Genomic DNA, 20178 nt, shown 5'->3' on the forward strand with positions numbered 1-20178 from the left:
ACGCACAGGAGCGCCTCCGATGGTTTCATTTGCATTCACCGACGAACAGGAAGAGTTCCGGAAGACGCTGGCAGCGTTCAGTGATCGTGTCCTCCTCCCGGGTTATCGCGACCGCGCGGCGTCGACCGAATTCCCCTTCGACATCATGAAGAAAATCGGCGACCTCGGTCTGCTGGGCATCGGCCTGCCCGAGCAGTACGGCGGAACCGGCACCGAGGATCCCGTTCTGCTCGGACTCGCCACCGAAACCCTGGCCTACGGCGACGTGAACATGGCGTCGGCCCCCGTCCAGATCGGCCTCGTCGCCTCCCAACTGGCGCTGTGCCGGGACGAGATTCAGGAGCGTTATCTTCCTCCCCTCATCCGCGGTGAGCAGACCATCGCCATCGCCCTGACCGAACCCGGGTCGGGGTCCGACGCAGGTGCACTGACCACCACCGCAACGGCGGTCGACGGCGGGTGGCGCCTGAGCGGTGAGAAGACAGCGATCTCCTGGGCGATGAATGCCACCGCGGCCCTCGTCTATGCGCGCGAGCCCGGATCGAGTCGCGCTCGGGGCGTCAGTTGCTTCGTCGTGCCACTCGACGCGGAAGGCGTCACCGTCAGCCACATGCCCGGCATGGGCTGTCTGCCGCTGGGCTGGGGAAGCTTTCATCTGTCGGATGTCTTGATTCCCGAATCCCACCTTGTCGGTGAACTCGGCAGGGGCTTCCACTCGGTCATGGACCACTTCGACTTCAGCCGTGCCGCCCTCGGTCTGATGTGCCTCGGGGCGGCAAAGCAAAGCCTGGAGGAAGCCGCCGCATACGCCAAGCAGCGGGAGACGTTCGGGCAGCCACTCTCCGAACATCAGGGTCTGGCGTTCCAATTCTCCGAACACGCAACATATCTGGAGGGTGCGCGCTGGATCTGCTACCGTGCGCTGTGGCTCCGGGAAACGGCCCAGCCGCACACTGCGCTGGCGTCGATGAGCAAGTGGTGGCCGCCCGTCGTGGCCAAGAACGCGATCGAGTTCGCGATGCGAGTCCACGGCAACCTCGGCTACTCCACGGAATCTCCCCTGCAGCAACGCTACCGCGACGTCACCGCCTACCTCGTCGCGGACGGCACTGCAGAGATCCAGAAGCGGATCATCGCGAAGGACCTTTTCGCGCGCGGCACAGTATCCCTCTGACAACATCACCCCCGAACGGAGTACACGAATGGGTACGCACGAAATCTCGCCCCCGAAGGAACTGAAGGACAGCAGTGGACTGATCGTGGGCGGCACGGCCGGCATCGGCCTCGCGACGGCTGTGGGACTGGCGCAGGCCGGGGCACCGCGCATCCTGATCGTCGGACGCGGAGCTGAACGCGGAGAGGCTGCTCGGGAGCACATCTCATCCGTCAACTCGGCATGCGACGTGATCTTCCTGTCCGCCGACGCGACCACCGTCGACGGCGCCGCTCACATCGCGTCCGAGGCCGAGCGGATCCTCGACGGCGTGGACATTCTCGTCTCCACGACGGCCGCCGACGTTCGGCCGGAACTCTTCGCGAACATCCCCACCGACGACATCGCTAGGACATTCAACCAACTTGCGTTGCCGTGCATGTATCTTGCGAGCGAGATCGTCCCTCACATGACAGCGCGGAAGGGTGGCGTGATCATCAACGTCGCCTCGGATGCGGGCAAGACCGCGACGCCGGGCGAATCGGTGATCGGGGCCGCAAAGGCTGCAATCATCATGTTCACTCGCACCCTCGCCATCGAAGCCAAGCGAAGCGGGATTCGCGCCAACGTCCTGACGCCCTCACTCGTCAACGGGACCGCGTCGACCGAACGGATCACCTCCGACGGATTCAGCGCAAAGCTGTTCGCCAAGGCCGCTCAGCAGGCGCATCTCGGCGTTCCCGAATCCGACGATATTGCCGCACTGGCCGTCTTCCTCGCATCGCCGGCGGCGCGCCGCCTGACCGGACAGGCGATCAGCGTGAACGGGGGAATTTCGGCGGCGTGACCCTCCACTCCCTGCACGGAACATGACAGTGGCCGGTGGTTCTCGAACCACCGGCCACGACCGTCGCACCCGGCTATGCGTAGACCGCAAATGCCTTGTTGGAGTTGAAGACGTCGGTCACCACGAGGTCCGACCATTCCCGCCGCAGGCCGAGTTCCTCGACCGCACCGAGCATGCAGAACCAGTTGAGGATCTCGTGCTGGCCGGCGTCGACGACTTCTGCGCTGGTGTAGTTGCGCATCAGCGCGAAGTCGTCTTCGAGCAACGCCTTGTAGATGCGCATGTCGGCCTCGGTGTCGGGGCGCATATGCCACAGCTTGTCCGCCAGGAAGGCGTGGGACCAGCTGGAGGAGGCGACGAACGCCACCCTGAGGTCGCGGTCGCGGAAGTGCTGCGCGACCGCGCGACCCACTTGGAAACACCGCGCCGGTGTCGGGCCCGCCGGGTCGAGCACCTCCGACTCGATATCGGCGAATCTGGCCAATCCGCCCTTTCGCGCGATGGCGTGCTGCCCATAGCAATTGACGGTTATCGGGATGAAGGGGTACGCCATCTCCGCACCGGCGTTCTCGTAGTCGAGGAATAACTGCGTGTTGAGGATGGCGTGCGGAAAATGCGCGCCGGCGCGTTTCTTGTACGAGTACGCCATGTCGAATCCGCGCTCGATCAGGCCGTCCGTGAGTTGCCTGGCTCCGGACACGTCGCCGCGCATCACGATCTCGAAGTCGTCAGGCTTGCCCCAGTAGTTCGGGCTGCCCCTCTCGTTCATCACCTCGAACGCGGGCACCTCGAGGTCGCCGTAGGCGAGCACGCAGAACGGGGGCACCACCTCCTCGCGGAAGTTCTCGTACTGGTCGTCACCCCACACCACGACGACGTCGGGGGCGAACTCGTCGACGGCTTCACGCACCCGAGTCAGATTCGACACCAGTTCCGCGCGATGTGCGGTTGCGGCGGCCGTTCCGCCGTCGTCCGACCATTCGCGGCGCATCCGGTCCGGCCAATGTGCCGGGTCCTTCTCCTCCGCCGGGATATCCGGATCGGTGAGGGTCCATCGAAGCAGACCTGCCATGTGCTCGTCGGTTCCCGCCAACAGCGGGTAGTGCGTCATGCCGAGAGCGAGGAAGTCTCCCATTGGCCGTCCTTTCTGAGGTGGCGCCTCGGCACCGTCACACGCGCCGGGCGTATCGCTCCCCATCGTGTGACGTGCGCGTGCTCCACGCACAGCAAGTTCCAGTGCCCGGAACGCGGTGATCAGTCGTCGAACGGAAACAGATCTCCCCTACCCTGGGCGAGCATCTGGGTGGTGTCACTACAAATGCGGTGCGCAGTCAGCTTCACGGCGTTGATCACCGACTCCGAAACCTGCTTCGACGAGTCGAATTGAACGGCGACAGCACCCATCGGCCGGCCTTTGATCAGGACGGGCGCAGCGATGTTGCCCAGGCCGAGAACCACACCATCCTTCTGGACGGCAACTCCCGATACCCGCACCTGCTTCAATTCTTCGTGAATCCGGGCCGGGTCCGTGATGGACTTCGGCGTGATTCCGACGAGGGGGCCGGACAGCAGTTCGGTGAGCTCGTCTTCACGCAGGTACGCCATCATCGCCCGGCCCATCGCGGACAGGTGCGCGGGGATCCGGGTGCCCACCTCCCCGATTGGCCGCGCGTGATCCACGGCGAAGAGCGCCTGCAGCACGACGACCTCGTTGCCCCGGAGAACGCCGAAATGCACCGATTCCTTCGACCACGCCTGCAACTGGGCCAAGTGCGGCAACGCGACCTCGCGCATTCCGTCCACCGGCATAGAAGAAACCAACTGCAGCAGGCGGATACCGAGCCTGTACCCCGCACCGTGTTCCTCGATCACATCCAGCTCACCCAAACGCTGCAGCAAACGGTGGACCGTCGACTTGGGCAGACCCGTCTTCCTGCTGATCTGAGTCAGTGTCAGCACCCGATCACGCTCGTTGAACGCTCCGATGACCAAGAACGCTTTCGCCAGGATGGAGGGAGGCGTACTCTCCGCGCCACCGACGTCTTGCTTGTCTTCTGCCATGTGCACCATCCGGGCCTCCGCACCCTCCGCTCCGCCGACCCACGGGGAAACCCACTGTAACGGCGGTCACAACGTGCCGGCATTCAGGGTACGGGTTTCACCGCCCGGTTCCAGCCCCCGGAACAGCGGCCGCCGCCGTCTCGGGTGACCACCTAACGTTCCCTCGAACAACAGGTTGCGCACGAAAGGAGACCTCGTGGTTCCACCCGGCACCATCGATGTGCATGCGCACTACTTCCCCCCGGGCGCTCCTCCTGCCGAGGTCATCGCAGGTTTTTCGCGAGCACCTCGATTGGTGGTCGACTCTCCGGCAGAGGGAAGGCTGGTTCGCGGGTCCGACAACTTCCGCGTCGTCCGGCGCCCACTCTGGGACGTACGGGCGCGTCTGGAGGACATGGATCGTGCCGGTATCGGGGTGCAGGCGATCTCTCCCGTTCCGGTCACACTGGCGTACGGTGCCCCGGCCGCACCGTTCGCCGCGTACTGCCGGTGGATCAACGAGTCCGTCGCCGGCGCGGTGGCAGAAAGTAACGGCAGACTCATCGGCATCGGAACCGTCCCCCTCGGGTCACCTCCCGGCTGCCTGGCCGAACTACGTTACCTTTCCGAGGTTTTGGGTCTTCGCGGCGTCGAGATCGGCACGCGAATCAATGGGACGGAGTTGGACGACCCGGCGCTGGCGTACTTCTTCGACGCCGCCGACAGCCTCGGACTCGCGGTGCTCGTCCATCCCGTCGACGGCGGCGGCGGCGCGGTGCGCCGTTCCGGATTCACCTACGACTTCGGACTGGGGATGCCGTCGGACACCGCGTTGGCGGCCACCGCGCTCGTCTTCGGCGGGGTTCTGGACCGCCATCGAGGACTGCGCATCGCGATGGTCCACGGGTGCGGCACCTTCCCCTGGGCGTACCCGCGACTGCGCCTCGGCGCGCAGATTGCCGCCACCCACCTCCCCGAGGAGCTGGACCACCTCGTATCGCGGCTGTATGCAGACACCTTGGTGTTCGATGCGGCCCACCTGCCGGCATTGGTGCACCGCTTCGGCTCGAACAGGGTGCTGCTCGGTAGCGATCACCCATTCATCCCGGGTGAACCCGAAGGTGGACTGGCGGACTTGGACTCTGCGGCACAGTACCTGCCGCCCGGAACGGTACCGAGAATCCTGCGCGACAACGCACTCGAATTCCTCGGACTGTCCTCGGGCGCGCTCGTCACCGATCACTTCTCACCGATAAAGGAAGATCACTATGGCACTCACTGATGAAAATCTCGTCGACGTTCCCGGGCTCGCCAGCCGGTGGGTCCGACTGGCGAACGGCGCTCGCGCGCATTACATGACTGCCGGCACGTCCGGCCCCGCCGTGATCCTGCTCCACGGCGGCCTACCCGGGTCGTCGGGTCTCGCGGGATGGCGCTTCATGGCTCCTTACCTCGGCGAGAACGGTTTTCGCGTCTACTGCCCCGACATGCCGGGCTTCGGCCTGTCGGACACGCGGGAGGAGTACTGGCCGGACGGCATGGAGTCCTTCGTCGACTTCATCGACCAGTTCGCCACCGCGCTGTGCCTCGACGAGTTCCACCTCGCGGGCAATTCCATGGGTTGCATGAACACGGTCAACTACACCGTCGCACACCCGGACAAGGTCAAGAGCTTCATCCTGATCGCGGGAGACGTCGGCGACGTGGTCCCGGAACATTTGACACCGCCGGCGGGCGAGTTCCGTCTCACCGCCTACGACGGCACACGCGAGGGAATGCGCACGATGATGGAGGCGATCATCCACCGCGGCGAGGCGATCAGTGAGGATCTGATCGACATGCGTTACCTCTCGGCGAGGGACCGGATGGACGCGCACGCGAAGTTCTGGCCCACTCTGTTGCAATACCGCCGGATCACCGACTGGACAGACGAGAATCGCGCCGCCCGTCTGGCCACCAAGGGGCGTCTGGACCGGTTGAGCACTCCGGGGCTCTACCTGTACGGCCGCCAGGACATCCTGACTCCGGTCGAGTGGGGATACGTCCAGGAAGACCACCTGCCCAATGTCCAGTTCTTCTACCCCGACGAGTGCGGCCACCAGGGTCAGACCGACCGGCCCGATCTGTTCAACCCGGTCTTCCTGGAGTTCTTCCGGGACGGCAAGGTCTCCGGAGATCTCGCCGATGCCGCCGGCGTCTCCGACCGTCGCCCCGAACTGCCGTTGATCGATCGCTCCCTGGTCCCTGCCTGACTTCTCCACCGACGGCCGGCTCCGAATCTCAGGATTCGGTGTCGGCCTTTCGGCCGTTTCACCCCCTCGCGAAACCTAGGACGTGTTCGATGTCTGTGCCGCACACTGCTTCGACCGGAAAGTCACCAACCCCCACGACGGAGGCGCGGGAACCCGGTCGTCGTGACCGGACCTGGCTTTCAGTCTGCGCGGCAATGTTCGTGGTGGCGTGGGGAGGTAATCAGTTCACGCCGTTGCTGACCATGTACCGGGCGGAGCGCGGGTACAGCGAACTCGCCGTAAACACGCTGCTGTTCGCGTATGTGATCGGCTTGATACCTTCGCTTCTGCTCGCCCATCGACTCGCCGAGCGGTGGGGCCCCCGGGCTCCCCTGGTCCTCGCCGTGCCCGCGAGCGCACTGGGTTCGATCCTGGTCGCGGCTGGGTCGCACAACCCCGTTCTGATGTTCGCCGGGCGAATGTCGACCGGCGTGGCACTGGGCATCGGGATGGTGGTCGGCGGGCTGGCGCTCGACTCGCTGACGAACACACCCGGCCGCGCTCCACGAGCGTCGGCGATGAGTCTGACCAGCGGATTCGCCGTGGGCGCCGGCGCCGCGGGCGCCCTCGCCCAGTGGGCACCCGCGCCGACCACTGCGCCTTATGCCCTGCACGTGATCCTCTGCGCTGCCGGTGCGGTGCTGGTCGTGCGATTCACACCGAAGACAGCACGCACACCGGCGGTACCGCCGGGCAGGGCGCCGGCGCGAACACCACTCCCCGGCGCATTTCATCTCCTGGTGATCCCCGCGGCTCCGTGGATCTTCGGCGCGCTGGGTATCGCCTACGCGGTCCTCCCGTCCATCGTCGCGCCCCAACTGAACGGCTTCGCCACTGCTTTCTCCGGACTGCTATGTCTCCTCAGTCTGGGTTTGGGCTTCCTCGCGCAGCGGCTGGTCGGGACCGCCGAACGGCGAACGGGTCCGGCGCGGACGACAGGAGTGGCACTCGTTGTAACCGGCACGCTCGCGGCCGCCGGCGCCGCCGCAACCGAGGCGCTCTGGCTGGCCGTGGTCGCCGCATCAGTGCTGGGGATCGGCTACGGGTTGACGTTGGTCGGTTGCCTGCGCGACTGTGAGCGATTGGCTCCGCCCGGCAGGTTGGGGACCATGACCGGGCGGGTCTACTGCCTCGGCTACCTGGGGTTCGGATTGCCGACCGCGATCGCTTGGCTGCACAGTTCGTTCGCGATCGGCACGGCGGCGACATTGTTGTGTGTGGCCGCGGCGGCTGTCGTAACCAACGCTGGAGGAGCGGCCGTACTGCGCATCGTGCGACGAGTGCATCCGGGCTGATCTGCACTCTGAGGTGTTCCAGCGGCCGGAACTACGCACCACGCGGGCGCGCGACGTCGCTACGTTTCGACTATGTCCTTCCTGATCGTCGGCGCCTCGGTTGCAGGCACCAGAACAGCAATCGCTCTGCGGCAGCGCGGTTTCGCCGGGCGCATCGTGCTCCTCGAGAGCGAGGAGCACTGGCCGTACGACAAGCCCCCGCTGTCCAAGGATCTTCTGGCCGAGGGAGATGTTCCGGACGTGCCGCGCCTCCTCACCCCCGACCTCGCAGCAGAGTTCGACCTCGACGTCCGGTTGGGCGTGCGCGCCACCCGCCTGGACCCGGCACGGCGGGTGGTGCTCACCCACACCGGCGAGCAGTTCTCCTACGTGCAATTGGTGATCGCGACCGGCGCCTACGCGCGCACGCTGCCGATTCCCGACGCTCCGGCCGGGGTTCACACGCTGCGCACGCTCGACGACGCGACGGCCCTCCGAGAAGCACTCGCCGCCGGGCCACGCGTCGCCGTGGTGGGGGCCGGATTCATCGGCGCCGAATTCGCCTCCGCGGCGCGAGGCCGGGGACTCGACGTCACCCTGATCGAGGCACTCGATGTCCCGATGAGTCACATCTTCGGCGACGAGGTCGGTCATGAGATCTCCTCGATCCACACCCGGGGCGGGGCAAAGCTCGTCACCGGAGCGCGGGTCGAGCGTTTCCTCGGCAGCGAGCGGGTCGAAGGGGTCGCCCTCGCCGACGGAACTGAAGTACCCGCCGACCTCGTCGTCGTCGGCGTCGGCGCAGTACCGAATACGCAGTGGCTCGGGGGAAGTGGGCTTCCCATCGACGGCGGGGTGCAGTGCACCGACCGCTTCGAGGTCGAAGGCTTCCCGTCGATCTTCGCCATAGGCGACCTCGCTCTGCGTCGGCATCCGCTGTTGGGTGTGACTGCTCGGATCGAGCACTGGACCAGTGCCGGTGAGCAAGCCGACGCCGTCGCGGCGATCGTCACCGGTGCCGAGCCCCCTGCACCGCAGCTTCCGTACGTGTGGTCCGACCAGTACGGCGCCCGGATCCAGATCGTCGGGATGCCCTCGCTCGGCGTACTCGCCCATCGTGAGGGGTCGATGTCGGAGGGCCGGTTCCGCGCCGTCTACACCGACGCCGACCACAAGCCGATCGCCCAGGTCAGCGTCAACGACGCCCGAGTCGTCGCCGCATTTCGCAAGAACCACCGTCGCGGCGGGAATCTCGAGGACCTCGTTGGCCAACAAACCCCCGCCCGATAAGGAAGGCACCCATGCGTCAGATCCAGCATTTCAGAGGCGGCCCGGACAAGATCCTGCACATCGAGACCGAGGGCTGCAAGGTCAACGTGATCATCGGGACCCACGACCTGAGCAAAGAGGTCTTCACGACCGTCGAGATCCTGCCCGCCGAACCCGACGACGACGGAAGGAACTGGATGACAATCGGCCCCACCGCCGTTCTGGTCGTTCCGGCCACCGGCTCCGATCCCGACAGTTGGCTCTTCCGAGACCTCGCCGCAGCCAACCCGACACCTCATCAGAACGGATCATCCTCATGACCGCAGAGCAATTCATCATCGACGACCGCGAGAACAACCTCTTCCGGGTCAACCGTGAAGCCTTCACCTCTGAAGACGTGTTGCAGCGCGAGCGAAAAGAGATCTTCGGCAAGACGTGGCTCTACGTCGGACACGAGTCCGAAATTCCCGGCAAGAACGACTTCCAGACCCGGGACGTCGGCGGCCGGCCGGTGATCTTCAACCGCGACCGCCACGGTGACGTCCGGGTGCTGCTCAACACCTGCCTGCACCGCGGGTCCTCCGTCTGCCGGCACAGCTCCGGCAACGCCAAGATCTTCACCTGCTTCTACCACGGCTGGGCGTACCGGAATTCGGGCGAGTTGGTCAACGTGCCCGGCAACGAGGACTACAAGAGCGAGCCGGCGGCCGTGTACAAGGGTCTGCAGTCCCCTGCACAGGTGGACTCCTACCGCGGGCTCTACTTCGTGAACTTCGATCCCGACGCACCGGATCTGCTGACGTTCCTCGGTGAAGCCCGCTACTTCATCGATCTGGCAGCCGATCAGTCCCCCGAAGGCGTCGCCATCCTGGAGGGAACGCACAAGTATTCGCTGAAGGCCAACTGGAAGCTCCTCGTCGAGAACAGCATCGACGGATACCACGCCAAGTCCGTCCACCACACCTACTTCGAGATGATGATGGAGCTCGGCGCCACACCCCCGATGCTCGGCAAGGACACCGTCAACGGTGTCGCGCCGGCCGGTATGGGCACCGAGTTCCCGAACGGGCATGCCACACTGATGTATCCGGCCAACGGACTCCCGCTGGCGACCGACAGCGTCAAGCAGACCCTCGCCGGCCTTCGATCACAGGCCGAGCAGGCGTTCGGTGAGAACTACGCCAACGCGATGTTCGGTCTCGCACGAAACTCGGTGTTCTTTCCCAGCCTCATCCTGATCGACCTCAGCTTCGGACTGACGCTGCGCACGTTCTACCCGGTCAGCGCATCGGAAACCCTCGTCACCGGCTGGCAGATCATCCCCAAGGGCGTCGACGAGGAGTTCGTCAAATATCGCATCAACAACGCGCTCACGTTCTGGGGACCGGCGGGGCTCGCAACCCCGGACGACGTCGAGGCGCTCGAGCAGGCCCAGAAGGGGTTCGGCGCACGCGGCGAAGTCGGCTGGTCCGACGTGTCGAAGGGAATGGGCAAGCCCGTCCCGGCGGCCAACGACGAACTGCAGATGCGGTCGTGGTGGCGAGAATGGAACAGGCGCATCACCGGAGAACAGCTCCCCACCGAGGGAACGTCCTTCGTCCCCTTCGACAAACAGGGTGTCGATGCCTGACCTCGCTGGATCACACCGCATCATCCACAACGCAGCTCGTCATCGCAGAAGGACATCCCTATGACTTCCGTATCGGAGACACCGTCCATCACCACTCGTAGCGCAGTCGAGGAGTTCCTCTTCCACGAAGCCGGCCTGATCGATCGATGGCGGCTCGAGGAGTGGCTCGATCTGTTCACACTCGATTGCACGTACGAGGTGCCCGCCACGGACCGTCCGGACGCAGACCCCGGTCTCACCTGGTCGCTCATCAACGACGGTCGCACCATGCTCGAACAACGCGTGATCCGCCTCAAGAAGCCCGAAGCGCACGCCGAGTTTCCGCACTCTCAGACGAGCCGGATCGTCGGCAACGTGCAGATTCTCGACGAAACCGACGAATCGATCTCCCTCACCGCAAATTTCATCATCAACCGGGCAAAGGCCGGCAAGTTCGACACGTACGTCGGCCGATACGAGTACGAGCTCGTCCCCCGGAACTCGTCGTTCCTGATCCGTCGAAAGCGTGCCGTTCTGGCTCACGACATGCTCGATCCCCAGGGCAAGATCAGCTTCATCATCTGAACGCATCCGCGCTTTACGAGAGGGCCGACCATGGCACCAGAAGTGTCCACCGAAGCACTGATCTTCGCGTGCAACGAGGACGATCTGACCGACGGTGAAAACCTCCGGTTGGACGCCGATGGCGGGATCGCCGTCTTTCGCGTCGACGGCGAGTTCTTCGCCACGTCCGACTCCTGCAGTCACGAGAAGTGGTCGCTGGGCGAGGAGGGCGAGCTCGAGGGGCACGAGGTGCTCTGCACGCTCCACATGGCCCGGTTCGACGTCCGCACCGGGGCGCCCCTGTGCTTTCCCGCGGTTCTCGCACTGAAGAAGTACCGAACTGTCGTGACCGACGGCCGGGTGTACATAGCACCGAACGAAGACTGAACGCTCTCGCGTGCAGCGCATTCCAGCGGAAGGTAATACCACAACATGAACAGGTTCAAAGGCCGGACCGTGGTTGTCACCGGGGCCGGCAGCGGCATCGGCCGCGCCATCGCCGTGCGGCTGGCGGATGAGGGTGCCGATCTCGTTCTCGGAGACCTCAGTGCGGACGCCGTGGAGGCGGTCGCCGAACACCTTCGGCCCGGCAACGCGGCGTCGGTGACCACGGTCGTCGGAGACCTCTCGCAACGAGAGGATGCCGCCGACCTCATCCGGAGGACGGTCACCGAACGCGGTGCGATAGACGTGCTGGTGAACTGCGCGGGCGGCGGCGTCATCCTTCCGACGTTCGACCACACCGAGGAAACATTGCGGGCCACCATCGACCGCAATCTCTGGACCACCCTGTACACCACGCTCGAAGCACTACCCCACATGGTGGACGCCGGATACGGCCGGATCGTCCACATCGGAGCCGAATCCGTACGCAATGGTTTGTACCGGCACGCGATCTACAACGCCGCGAAGGGTGGAGTTCATGCATTCGGAACCGGGCTCGCGCGGGAGTTCGCGGATTCCGGAATCACCGTGAACACGGTCGCTCCGGCATGGATCGAGACGCCGGAGGCCGCCGCCAAGTTGGCCTCCGCACCGCCCGAAGTGAAAGACGACATGGCGATATTCGGCGCCCAGATGCGCACCCTCATCCCGATGGATCGCCCTGGAACGGTCGAAGAAGTAGCGGCCACAGTCGCCTTCGTCGCGTCCGAAGAAGCGTCCTACGTCACCGGTCAAGTGATCAGCGTGAACGGTGGCAGCTCGATGCTGTGACCACGGCGTTGCACACCCCGTCCTTGCCATCCGCTGGTTGGAAAGTTTATGGTCAGTCCATTCGCATGAGAGGAGATCAGCGTGTCGATCAGAGTGGGATTGTCGGTCACCGACGCACTCCTTGTGCCGAAACCCGCAGATCGGCGGCTTCTCCTCGATTCCGCGGCAGAGGCGGGGATCGACCACATCACCGTCGGTGACCACATCAGCTTCCACGGCGGTACCGGGTTCGACGGCATGGTGTCGGCGACGTCCGTGCTGTCGGCCCACGACACGCTGTCGGTGATCATCGGTGTCTACCTGCTCGGTCTGCGGCATCCGATGCTCGCTGCGCGCCAGATAGCGACGCTGTCGCAGATCGCTCCCGGCCGGTTGGTCCTCGGCGCCGGTGTGGGCGGCGAGGACCGCTCCGAGATCTCGAACAGCGGGGTCGACCCCAGCACCCGCGGCCGTCGCCTCGACGAGACCCTCGACGTATTGCGCGCCGTCCTCACCGGCGAGGAGGTAACGCATCACGGCGAGTTCTTCACCCTCGACCGCGCGCGCATCCTGCCGATGCCTCAACCGCAGGTGCCGATCCTGATCGGTGGCCGCGGCGAATCCGCCATCCGACGCACCGCCCGGTACGGCGACGGCTGGCTCGGTATCTTCTGCACTCCGCGGCGCTTCGCCGAGACGCGAACCGCGATCCTCGACGCCGCAGCGAAGGAGAACCGCGCTCCGGATTCGTTCGGTGTCAACGTGTGGTGTGGCCTCGACACCGATGCCGCGGTCGCAGATCGTCTGGTCGGCGAGAAAATGCAGGCGCTGTACCAGTTACCGCGCGAGAAGTTCCGACATCTCGCACCCGCCGGCACCCCCGAGCAGGTGGCCGAGTGGCTGAACTCGTTCGTCGAGGCAGGCGCCGACAACATCACCCTGGTCCCGGCAACCACGTCGATGGAATCGGCCATCGAGCACACGGCCTCGGTCCGCGCGCTGCTCCTCGACCATCACCGCTGACGTCGATGCCCACCTCCGACGAGCACAGCGGCCGTAAGCATCTGCCGCTCAGCATGTTCGACGAACTTCTCGACGACGCCGCCGTCGCGGTCGACTGCCTGTCCGCTATCGTCCGGGTCTGCTCCGAGGCCACCGGAAAGGCGGTGACCCTGTTCGATCGCAAGGGCCACATCGTTGCGTCCACCCGACCCGAGGCGGCCAGGCAGACCGCGTTCCCACCACTCGGCGACATCGTGGGCGGGCAGCCGGCCCCGACCGGCGCGGACCCCGTCCTCATCGCTGCCGAACTGGGCACCGGGTTGTCGCGGCGCAAGATCCTCAGCGCGATCGTCGAACGCGGTGAACACCTCGGATGGCTCGTCGTCGACGAACAACCCACGCCGTTCGTTCCCACGGACGAGTACGTGACCCTCCGCTGCGCCCGTCGCATCGGGGCGCAGTTCCTCACTCAGCGTCGCATCACGCGGGTCGCCTGGAACGCCCGGTCGAATCTCGCCCGCCAACTCGTTCGCGGCTCCGGCGCCTGGGCCGATCTCGCGGCCGGTGCCGAATACCTCGGTGTGAACGTCCACGCCCACCGCGCCCTGGTGTATGTCCGCGAACCCGAGGGAGCGCCCGACGATCTGGACCGCACCCTCGCCGAGTACACCGAGCGGGCGCTCGGCCTGGAGGTGCTGTCGACGCGCGGGTCGGAGGGAATCCTCCTGCTCATCGAGGCGCCCGCGCATGCCGCATCGCCGACCGTCGTCCGGCGCATCACCGCGACCCTCGAGGCCGCGGTCACCGAACTGAGCCCGACGGGCGGGTTGATTGCCGGGGTGTCGTCCGTGTATGAACCCGATTCGTTCGTCCGCGCATATCGGGAGGCCCGGGAGGTCGTGCGCTGCATCGACCGTTTCACCGACGGAACCGGACACCGCGTTCTCGCCGTCGACGATCTGGGACCCGCCCGGCTGTTCCTGGCGAACGGCGAGGTGTCGGCGATTCGGCACTTCATCGACGACATGCTCGGCCCCCTCCTCGACGACAATGTCGCGTCGGCCGAACTGATTCGCACACTGGCTGTCTGGTTCGAGGAGAATCGCGGCATGCGCCGCACCGCCACCAGGCTGGGCGTGCACGAGAACACGGTCCGTCTCCGGTTGTCGCGGGTGCACACCCTTACCGGTCTCGACGTCACCGGCGACGCGACCCATCAACTGAGCATCCACACCGCACTACTCGTCCTTCGGCTACGCGACCATCCGGCACTCCACGCCGAAAGTCGTTGCGCCGATGCGAAGGACGACACCGCGTCGCTCACCGACGAACGGAGAACCGCATGACCGACCCGCGCCGCCGCAAGGCCCTGGTGACCGGTGCCGCACGCGAGGGCGGGATCGGCAAGGCCATCGTCGCCCGCCTCGAGGCCGACGGGATGGAGGTCGTCACTCTCGACCGTTCACCTGGCTGCACGTATCAGGCCGACATGTCCGCCGACGAACTGCCGGCACTCGACGACATCGACGTCTACGTCGCGAACGCGGGGCTGACGACGATGTTCGGTGCCGCGCACAGCTTGTCGATCGACAAGTGGCGGAAGGATCTCGACGTCAATCTCACCGGGACCTTTCGAGTGCTCCAGCAGTGCCTGTCGGGAATGCGGGAACGGCGGTACGGGCGCGTCGTCGTCATCTCCAGTACCGCAGGCACGCAGGGCATGCCGGCCCAGGTCTCCTACAGCACCACGAAGGCCGGCCTGCTCGGTCTGGTCAAGACCGTTGCGGCCGAGAATGTCGCCCTGGGCATCACCGCCAACGCGGTCCTACCCGGAATGACCGCCAGTTCCGGCATTCTGTCCATGCCGCAGGACATCCAGGACGCGTGGCTCGCATCGATGCCCAACGGCTTCGTCGACCCGGCCGACATCGCGGACGCCGTCGCGTTCTTCGCCTCCCCTACGGCTCGCAGTGTCACCGGCCAGTTCCTCACCGTCGACGCCGGCGACGGACTGAACACCCGCACGGTCACGTCCTCGGTGGCACAGCGCTGACGGCGCCCGCGCGCACTCAGTTCACCAGCACGCCCCCGTCGACGGGGAGACTTACCCCGGTCAGGTACGCGGACGCGTCGCCCGCCAGGAACACCACGACCGCGGCGATGTCTTCGGGATCGCCGATGCGTCCGAGGGGAATCTTGGCATCGATGATCTTACGTTTGTAGTTCTCGCTGTAGTGCGCGGTCGCCTCCGACGGAAAGACCCCCGGCAGAATGGCATTGACGCGTATTCCACTCGGCCCGAGTTGCGCAGCGAGGTCGCGGGTCAGGCCGAGGACGGCCGCCTTGCTCGCGCTGTATGCGGCGGCGGGCATCTTCGCGGTCGTGAGAGCCATGACGCTGGAGACGTTCACGATCGAACTGCCCGCCCCCATCACCCGCGCGCACGCCTGGATCATCCAGTAGGAGCCGTGCAGGTTTACATCGACGACGGACCGGAAGTGGTCGGGCGAATCCTGCGTCACGTGGTGGTACTCGCCGCCGGTGCCCGCATTGTTGACGAGGACGTCCACCTTCCCGAATGCGTCGATGGCGGCATCGACGAGCCGATTGCACTGATCCACCTGCGTCACATCGGTCTCCACCGCCACCGCGCGGGGGTTGTATTGCCGCACCAACTCCGCGGTCGCGGCCAGTTTGTCGCCGCGCCGGGCGCCTAGGACGACGTCCGCGCCCGCCTGCGCCAGCGCGAATGCGTAGGCCACGCCGAGTCCGGAGGATGCTCCCGTCACGATCGCCACCTTCCCGCGCAAGGAGAATCGCTCCAGCATGTTTCGGTCATCGGCGGTATTCGACATAGGCAACCTCTATCACGCAGTCGGGCGGCAGCCGAAGCATCGAATGGAACGCCACTGTGGGTTTCTTCAGCGGCAATCGCTTCCGTGTTTGCGGTGTCGGCATACCGGCCCGATCGTGGACTCGTGACGGAACTCGACGTGAACACTCTGACCACACGGGCCACCGAGGCGGCCGATCGCCGGTGGCCGGGAGCCGTGGTGTCCGCACCCTCGGCGCTACCGGGTGGGGTGTCGAGCCTGACGTACCGGGCCACGCTGACGCGACCGGGCCTGCCCGACAGCGAGATAGTCCTCAAGATGGCTCCGCCCGGGCTGGAACCGGTCCGCAACCGGGACGTGCTCCGCCAGGCACGCATCATCCGTCTCCTCGACGGCGCACCCGGCGTCCGCGTTCCGTCGATCCTCTTCGACGAGGACGGAACGGCCGAACGACCGCCGCTCTTCGCCATGACTCTCGTCGACGGACAGTCCTACGAGCCGCTGCTCGATGTCGCCGACTCCCCGCCCTCGCCCGGCGCAGTCACCGCCCGCGCCCGTGCGGCCGCCCGCATGCTCGGCCGCATGCAGAACCTCGATCCCGTCGCGCTCGGAGTCGGCGACGAACCCGTCGTCACGGTGCAGGAGGAACTCGGGCGGTGGCAGCGACTCCTCGACACCGTCGACGACGACATCGCACCCCGGCACGCCGAACTCCATGCCGCCCTCGCCGAACGGGTCCCGGCACCGGTCGCACCCACCCTGCTGCACGGCGACTACCGACTCGCGAACATGCTGTTCTCCGGCAAAGACCTCGCGGCGATCATCGACTGGGAGATCTGGTCCGTCGGCGATCCCCGCACCGATCTGGCGTGGTTGCTGATGCACACCGACCCGGCGCACCGGTTCCGGCGGTCCCGCCCGGCCGCCGATGTCGCGGCCGGCACCGGCATGCCGTCCCGCGGAGAACTACTGGCCGCCTACCGCGCCGAGCGTGACGTTCCGATTGCCGACCTCGACTGGTTCCTGGCCTATGGCCACTACAAGACGGCGTCGACGATGTCGGTCTTCGTCAAGCGCAACCGGAGGCGGTCCGACCCGGAGCCCGGCCTGGTCGTCGCCGCGGAAAGCCTCGCCGAGGTCGTCGAACGTGGGCTGGCCGTCCTCGGCGCCCCGGCGGTTCCCTGAGTCTGTGCCGTCAGGTCGACGGCACCACCTCGACGACAACCTTCCCCGTCGCGGCGCGGTCGTCAAGCGCGCGCAGGGCGGTCGCCGCCTGCTCGAGCGGGAACGTCGCCCCGACGAACGGCCGGATCGCGCCCTCGGCGGCGAGTCCCTCGACGGCGTCCCGGACCATCCGCAGCGTCCCTGGATATTCGGTTTCCATGTTGTCCATGGTGATTCCCGTGACGGTGAGGTTGCGGTGGAGGAGCCGGTTGACCTTCACGGTCGGGATCGAACCTCCCGTGAATCCGACGACGACGAGCCGCCCGCCCTGCCGCAACGAGCGGAGCGAGTCGGTGAACCGGTCACCGCCCACCGGGTCGATCACGACGTGGACGCCGCGCCCGTCCGTCAGATCGCGGACGTCGTCGAGCCAGGGTCCGTCCGACCGGACCACCGCGTGTGCACCGCATCGCCGGGCCACCGCGGCCTTCTCGGCATTCGAGACCACAGCGATCGCCTTCGCGCCGAAGGTCTCGGCGAGGTCGAGTGCGGCGGTGCCCACCCCGCCCGCTGCGCCGTGGACGAGGACGTACTCCCCTGGCTGAATCTGCGCTCGATGAAGTGCGTACCAGGCCGTCGAGTAATTCATGTACAGGGCAGCGCCTTCGACGAATGACATCGCCGCCGGGAGCTTCACCGTGTAGTCGGGCAGAGCCAGCGCGCGGTCGGCGAGCGCACCGTGCCAGACGATTCCCCCGACCCTGTCGCCCGGCCGGAAATCGGTCCCGGCCGGTGCCTCGACCACGACACCGGCGAATTCGCTGCCACATACGTATGGTGTCGGCACGCCGTTCTGGTACTTGCCCCAGGTCTGCAACGGGTCGATGAACGACAGACCGGCGGCGTGCACGTCGACGAGCAGCCGCTGTCCGTCCGCGCGTGGGTGGGCGCCGACAGGTTCCGGCACTTCTGCCAAGGTGGCGGCCTCGGGGCCGGTTAAGTCCTCGACGACGACTGCGCGCATGGACGTCACTCTCCTCGTGTTCAGTGGAAGTAGGCCACGACCGCGTCCGCGACGCAGGCGGGCTTGTCGGAGCCCTCGATTTGGAAGGTCTGACGGATCGTGAACCTGTATCCGCCGTCGATCGGCCGCGCATCCTGCAGTCGCGCCGTCATGCGGATCCGGGAGCCGACCCGGACAGGATTCAGGAACCGCACCGAATCGAAGCCGTAGTTGAGGCCAAGCGAGTGCCCGTTCATCTCGAAGATCTCGTAGAGGAACTTCGGCCCGAGCGACAGGGTGAACATCCCGTGGGCGATCGTGCCGCCGAATCCGGCCTCCCGGCCCCGCTCGGGATCGAGGTGGATTCGCTCGAAGTCCTCGGTGTCGTGCGCGAACGCCGTGATGCGGTCCTGGGTCACGTCGTGCCAGTCCGTCGTGCCGAGGTCGGTGCCGACCCTCGCTGTCAACTCGTCGATACCGTTCAGCTTCAGCATTCCCGCATGCAACCACAGAATTCCCCACGATCAATGGAGTCGTCCTCACCCGCACTGGAGAAATCAACAGTGCGGCGCGACGACCTCCTGGCCGCGGATCCCGTCGCTCCCTAGCGTCCGAGACATCGGATCCCGAATCGGAGGACGCCCCATGGACTGGACCATTCCCGACGACGTGCAACAATTCGTCACCGACCTCGACGCGTTCATCGATCGCGAGATCGCACCGCTCGAGGCCAAGCACCCGCAGTTCTTCGATCACCGCCGCGAGTACGCGCGCACCGACTGGGAGCGGGACGGGTTCCCCAAGCAGGAGTGGCGTGAGTTGCTGCTCGAGGCACGGCGTCGATCCGATGCCGCCGGCTTCTTCCGGTTTCCACTGCCGCGGGCGCTCGGCGGGAACGACGGCAGCAACCTCGCGATGGCCGTCGTCCGCGAACACCTTCTCACCCGGGGTTCGGGCCTGCACTTCCCCCATTCCGACGAGGCGTCGGTGGTCGCGAACCTGCCGCTCGCCCTCGTACTCCACGAATACGGCACCGCGGAACAGCGGGAGCAGTACCTCGAACCGCTGATCCGCGGCGACATCGAGATCGCGTTCGGACTCACCGAGCCGGGGCACGGCAGCGACGCGACGTATCTGGAGACGACGGCCCGGCGCGACGGCGAAGACTGGGTGATCACCGGGGCGAAGCGCTTCAACAGCCTGGTCGACTGTTCCGAGGTCGACCTCGTGTTCGCACGCACGTCGGGGCAGGCGGGCAAGGCGGACGGGATCACCGCGTTCCTCGTGCCGACGGACGCCCCCGGCTTCTCGGTGCCGTTCAACCACTGGACGTTCAACATGCCCAGCGACCACTCGGAGGTCCATCTCGACGACGTGCGGGTGCCGGCGGGTGCCGTGGTCGGCGAGGTCGGCCGGGGCCTCGACTGCGCGCAGCTGTTTGTCCACGAGAACCGGATCCGGCAGGCTGCGTCCTCGCTCGGCGCGGCGCAGTACTGCATCGACGAAAGCGTGCGATACGCACAGGAGCGCGTCGTCTTCGGGAAGCCGCTGCACGAGCACCAGGGCATCCAATGGCAGCTGGTGGAATTACAGACCGACGCGGAACTGATCCGCAACACGATCTACAAGACCGCCGCGATGATGGACGAGCTCGGGAAGACGGCCGTCACCGACAAGGTCGCGATGGTCAATCTGCGCAGCAACCAGCTCGCGTGCCGGGCCGCCGACCGCGCGATCCAGATTTACGGCGGTGTCGGATACACCCGCCACAAGCAGTTCGAACACATCTACCGCCACCACCGCCGCTACCGCATCACGGAAGGTACGGACGAGCTCCAACTTCGTCGCATCGCGAGCAGGATGTGCGACTTCGGGTCTCGGCGGGGAGCGACTGTGGGAACCGCTTGAGGGCGTTTGGTCTGTCCTTTACATTT

Annotated in this window: 21 protein-coding genes; 16 read left to right on the forward strand and 5 right to left on the reverse strand. The window is 66.1% G+C overall.

What is annotated here, in order from left to right; genetic code table 11:
• The first annotated feature begins 19 nt into the window (after positions 1–19).
• Both DTA22_RS17080 and DTA22_RS17085 read left to right on the forward strand, forming a co-directional pair.
• Positions 20–1174, forward strand: coding sequence for an acyl-CoA dehydrogenase family protein (locus DTA22_RS17080; protein WP_112300207.1), 1155 nt, complete (start codon positions 20–22; stop codon positions 1172–1174).
• 28 nt (positions 1175–1202) lie between these two features.
• Complete coding sequence (locus DTA22_RS17085) at positions 1203–2000, forward strand: SDR family NAD(P)-dependent oxidoreductase (RefSeq protein ID WP_112300208.1); 798 nt, start codon at positions 1203–1205, stop codon at positions 1998–2000.
• Between the two features lie 73 nt (positions 2001–2073).
• On the opposite strand, the gene DTA22_RS17090 is transcribed toward DTA22_RS17085, so the two are convergent.
• Both DTA22_RS17090 and DTA22_RS17095 read right to left on the reverse strand, forming a co-directional pair.
• Positions 2074–3135: a DODA-type extradiol aromatic ring-opening family dioxygenase gene (locus tag DTA22_RS17090; RefSeq protein WP_112300209.1), complete on the reverse strand. Its 1062-nt coding sequence runs from the start codon at positions 3133–3135 to the stop codon at positions 2074–2076.
• Positions 3136–3254: 119 nt separating this feature from the next.
• Positions 3255–4061: an IclR family transcriptional regulator gene (locus tag DTA22_RS17095; RefSeq protein WP_245973413.1), complete on the reverse strand. Its 807-nt coding sequence runs from the start codon at positions 4059–4061 to the stop codon at positions 3255–3257.
• A 220-nt stretch (positions 4062–4281) separates the two neighbouring features.
• Here DTA22_RS17095 and DTA22_RS17100 point away from each other — a divergent pair, with 220 nt between their 5' ends.
• From DTA22_RS17100 to DTA22_RS17155, 12 genes are all read left to right on the forward strand, one after another.
• Positions 4282–5322: an amidohydrolase family protein gene (locus tag DTA22_RS17100; protein WP_255309489.1), complete on the forward strand. Its 1041-nt coding sequence runs from the start codon at positions 4282–4284 to the stop codon at positions 5320–5322.
• Positions 5309–6292 (forward strand): alpha/beta fold hydrolase, encoded by a 984-nt coding sequence (locus DTA22_RS17105; RefSeq protein WP_112300211.1) that lies wholly within the window; start codon positions 5309–5311, stop codon positions 6290–6292. The genes DTA22_RS17100 and DTA22_RS17105 overlap by 14 nt, the downstream gene beginning before the upstream one ends.
• Before the next feature lie 89 nt (positions 6293–6381).
• Positions 6382–7626: an MFS transporter gene (locus tag DTA22_RS17110; protein WP_112300212.1), complete on the forward strand. Its 1245-nt coding sequence runs from the start codon at positions 6382–6384 to the stop codon at positions 7624–7626.
• A gap of 72 nt (positions 7627–7698) precedes the next feature.
• Complete coding sequence (locus tag DTA22_RS17115; protein ID WP_112300213.1) at positions 7699–8895, forward strand: NAD(P)/FAD-dependent oxidoreductase; 1197 nt, start codon at positions 7699–7701, stop codon at positions 8893–8895.
• A gap of 11 nt (positions 8896–8906) precedes the next feature.
• Positions 8907–9194: a hypothetical protein gene (locus tag DTA22_RS17120; RefSeq protein WP_112300214.1), complete on the forward strand. Its 288-nt coding sequence runs from the start codon at positions 8907–8909 to the stop codon at positions 9192–9194.
• On the forward strand, positions 9191–10504 hold the full coding sequence (locus tag DTA22_RS17125; protein ID WP_112300215.1) for an aromatic ring-hydroxylating oxygenase subunit alpha: 1314 nt from the start codon (positions 9191–9193) through the stop codon (positions 10502–10504). Before DTA22_RS17120 ends, DTA22_RS17125 begins: the two co-directional genes overlap by 4 nt.
• A 60-nt stretch (positions 10505–10564) precedes the next feature.
• Positions 10565–11068 carry an aromatic-ring-hydroxylating dioxygenase subunit beta gene (locus tag DTA22_RS17130; RefSeq protein WP_112300216.1) on the forward strand — a complete coding sequence of 168 codons (504 nt, stop codon included), beginning with the start codon at positions 10565–10567 and terminating at the stop codon, positions 11066–11068.
• 30 nt (positions 11069–11098) lie between these two features.
• Positions 11099–11434: a non-heme iron oxygenase ferredoxin subunit gene (locus DTA22_RS17135; RefSeq protein ID WP_037231287.1), complete on the forward strand. Its 336-nt coding sequence runs from the start codon at positions 11099–11101 to the stop codon at positions 11432–11434.
• A 45-nt stretch (positions 11435–11479) separates the two neighbouring features.
• Entirely contained in the window at positions 11480–12262 is a 783-nt protein-coding gene (locus tag DTA22_RS17140; RefSeq protein WP_037231285.1) for an SDR family NAD(P)-dependent oxidoreductase, read from the forward strand.
• Between the two features lie 81 nt (positions 12263–12343).
• A complete protein-coding gene (locus DTA22_RS17145) occupies positions 12344–13264 on the forward strand; it encodes an LLM class flavin-dependent oxidoreductase (RefSeq protein ID WP_009475507.1) in 921 nt (306 codons plus the stop codon).
• Positions 13265–13269: 5 nt separating this feature from the next.
• Positions 13270–14589 (forward strand): PucR family transcriptional regulator, encoded by a 1320-nt coding sequence (locus DTA22_RS17150; RefSeq protein WP_037231282.1) that lies wholly within the window; start codon positions 13270–13272, stop codon positions 14587–14589.
• A complete protein-coding gene (locus DTA22_RS17155; RefSeq protein WP_037231281.1) occupies positions 14586–15296 on the forward strand; it encodes an SDR family oxidoreductase in 711 nt (236 codons plus the stop codon). The genes DTA22_RS17150 and DTA22_RS17155 overlap by 4 nt, the downstream gene beginning before the upstream one ends.
• 16 nt (positions 15297–15312) lie before the next feature.
• Here the strand turns inward: DTA22_RS17155 and DTA22_RS17160 are convergent, their stop codons facing one another.
• A complete protein-coding gene (locus tag DTA22_RS17160; protein ID WP_037231279.1) occupies positions 15313–16098 on the reverse strand; it encodes an SDR family NAD(P)-dependent oxidoreductase in 786 nt (261 codons plus the stop codon).
• Between the two features lie 123 nt (positions 16099–16221).
• Between DTA22_RS17160 and DTA22_RS17165 the strand changes: the two genes are divergently transcribed.
• A complete protein-coding gene (locus DTA22_RS17165; protein ID WP_037231276.1) occupies positions 16222–17262 on the forward strand; it encodes a phosphotransferase family protein in 1041 nt (346 codons plus the stop codon).
• Between the two features lie 10 nt (positions 17263–17272).
• On the opposite strand, the gene DTA22_RS17170 is transcribed toward DTA22_RS17165, so the two are convergent.
• Together DTA22_RS17170 and DTA22_RS17175 are read right to left on the reverse strand one after the other, a co-directional pair.
• Positions 17273–18265, reverse strand: coding sequence for an NADPH:quinone oxidoreductase family protein (locus tag DTA22_RS17170; RefSeq protein WP_112300217.1), 993 nt, complete (start codon positions 18263–18265; stop codon positions 17273–17275).
• Positions 18266–18285: 20 nt separating this feature from the next.
• Positions 18286–18738, reverse strand: coding sequence for a MaoC family dehydratase (locus DTA22_RS17175; protein WP_009475514.1), 453 nt, complete (start codon positions 18736–18738; stop codon positions 18286–18288).
• A 151-nt stretch (positions 18739–18889) separates the two neighbouring features.
• Between DTA22_RS17175 and DTA22_RS17180 the strand changes: the two genes are divergently transcribed.
• Complete coding sequence (locus tag DTA22_RS17180) at positions 18890–20152, forward strand: acyl-CoA dehydrogenase family protein (protein WP_112300218.1); 1263 nt, start codon at positions 18890–18892, stop codon at positions 20150–20152.
• The last annotated feature ends 26 nt before the right edge of the window (positions 20153–20178 follow it).

Origin of the sequence: Rhodococcus wratislaviensis (assembly GCF_900455735.1) — a bacterium.
Taxonomy (GTDB): domain Bacteria; phylum Actinomycetota; class Actinomycetes; order Mycobacteriales; family Mycobacteriaceae; genus Rhodococcus_F; species Rhodococcus_F wratislaviensis.

Coding starts and splice junctions, on each gene's coding strand:
- DTA22_RS17110 (WP_112300212.1), top strand. CDS start 6,382: ATGTCTGTGCCGCACACTGCTTCGACCGGAAAGTCACCAACCCCCACG.
- DTA22_RS17105 (WP_112300211.1), top strand. CDS start 5,309: ATGGCACTCACTGATGAAAATCTCGTCGACGTTCCCGGGCTCGCCAGC.
- DTA22_RS17120 (WP_112300214.1), top strand. CDS start 8,907: ATGCGTCAGATCCAGCATTTCAGAGGCGGCCCGGACAAGATCCTGCAC.
- DTA22_RS17130 (WP_112300216.1), top strand. CDS start 10,565: ATGACTTCCGTATCGGAGACACCGTCCATCACCACTCGTAGCGCAGTC.
- DTA22_RS17135 (WP_037231287.1), top strand. CDS start 11,099: ATGGCACCAGAAGTGTCCACCGAAGCACTGATCTTCGCGTGCAACGAG.
- DTA22_RS17125 (WP_112300215.1), top strand. CDS start 9,191: ATGACCGCAGAGCAATTCATCATCGACGACCGCGAGAACAACCTCTTC.
- DTA22_RS17155 (WP_037231281.1), top strand. CDS start 14,586: ATGACCGACCCGCGCCGCCGCAAGGCCCTGGTGACCGGTGCCGCACGC.
- DTA22_RS17140 (WP_037231285.1), top strand. CDS start 11,480: ATGAACAGGTTCAAAGGCCGGACCGTGGTTGTCACCGGGGCCGGCAGC.
- DTA22_RS17085 (WP_112300208.1), top strand. CDS start 1,203: ATGGGTACGCACGAAATCTCGCCCCCGAAGGAACTGAAGGACAGCAGT.
- DTA22_RS17160 (WP_037231279.1), bottom strand. CDS start 16,098: ATGTCGAATACCGCCGATGACCGAAACATGCTGGAGCGATTCTCCTTG.
- DTA22_RS17095 (WP_245973413.1), bottom strand. CDS start 4,061: ATGGCAGAAGACAAGCAAGACGTCGGTGGCGCGGAGAGTACGCCTCCC.
- DTA22_RS17080 (WP_112300207.1), top strand. CDS start 20: ATGGTTTCATTTGCATTCACCGACGAACAGGAAGAGTTCCGGAAGACG.
- DTA22_RS17115 (WP_112300213.1), top strand. CDS start 7,699: ATGTCCTTCCTGATCGTCGGCGCCTCGGTTGCAGGCACCAGAACAGCA.
- DTA22_RS17150 (WP_037231282.1), top strand. CDS start 13,270: ATGCCCACCTCCGACGAGCACAGCGGCCGTAAGCATCTGCCGCTCAGC.
- DTA22_RS17175 (WP_009475514.1), bottom strand. CDS start 18,738: ATGCTGAAGCTGAACGGTATCGACGAGTTGACAGCGAGGGTCGGCACC.
- DTA22_RS17180 (WP_112300218.1), top strand. CDS start 18,890: ATGGACTGGACCATTCCCGACGACGTGCAACAATTCGTCACCGACCTC.
- DTA22_RS17170 (WP_112300217.1), bottom strand. CDS start 18,265: ATGCGCGCAGTCGTCGTCGAGGACTTAACCGGCCCCGAGGCCGCCACC.
- DTA22_RS17090 (WP_112300209.1), bottom strand. CDS start 3,135: ATGGGAGACTTCCTCGCTCTCGGCATGACGCACTACCCGCTGTTGGCG.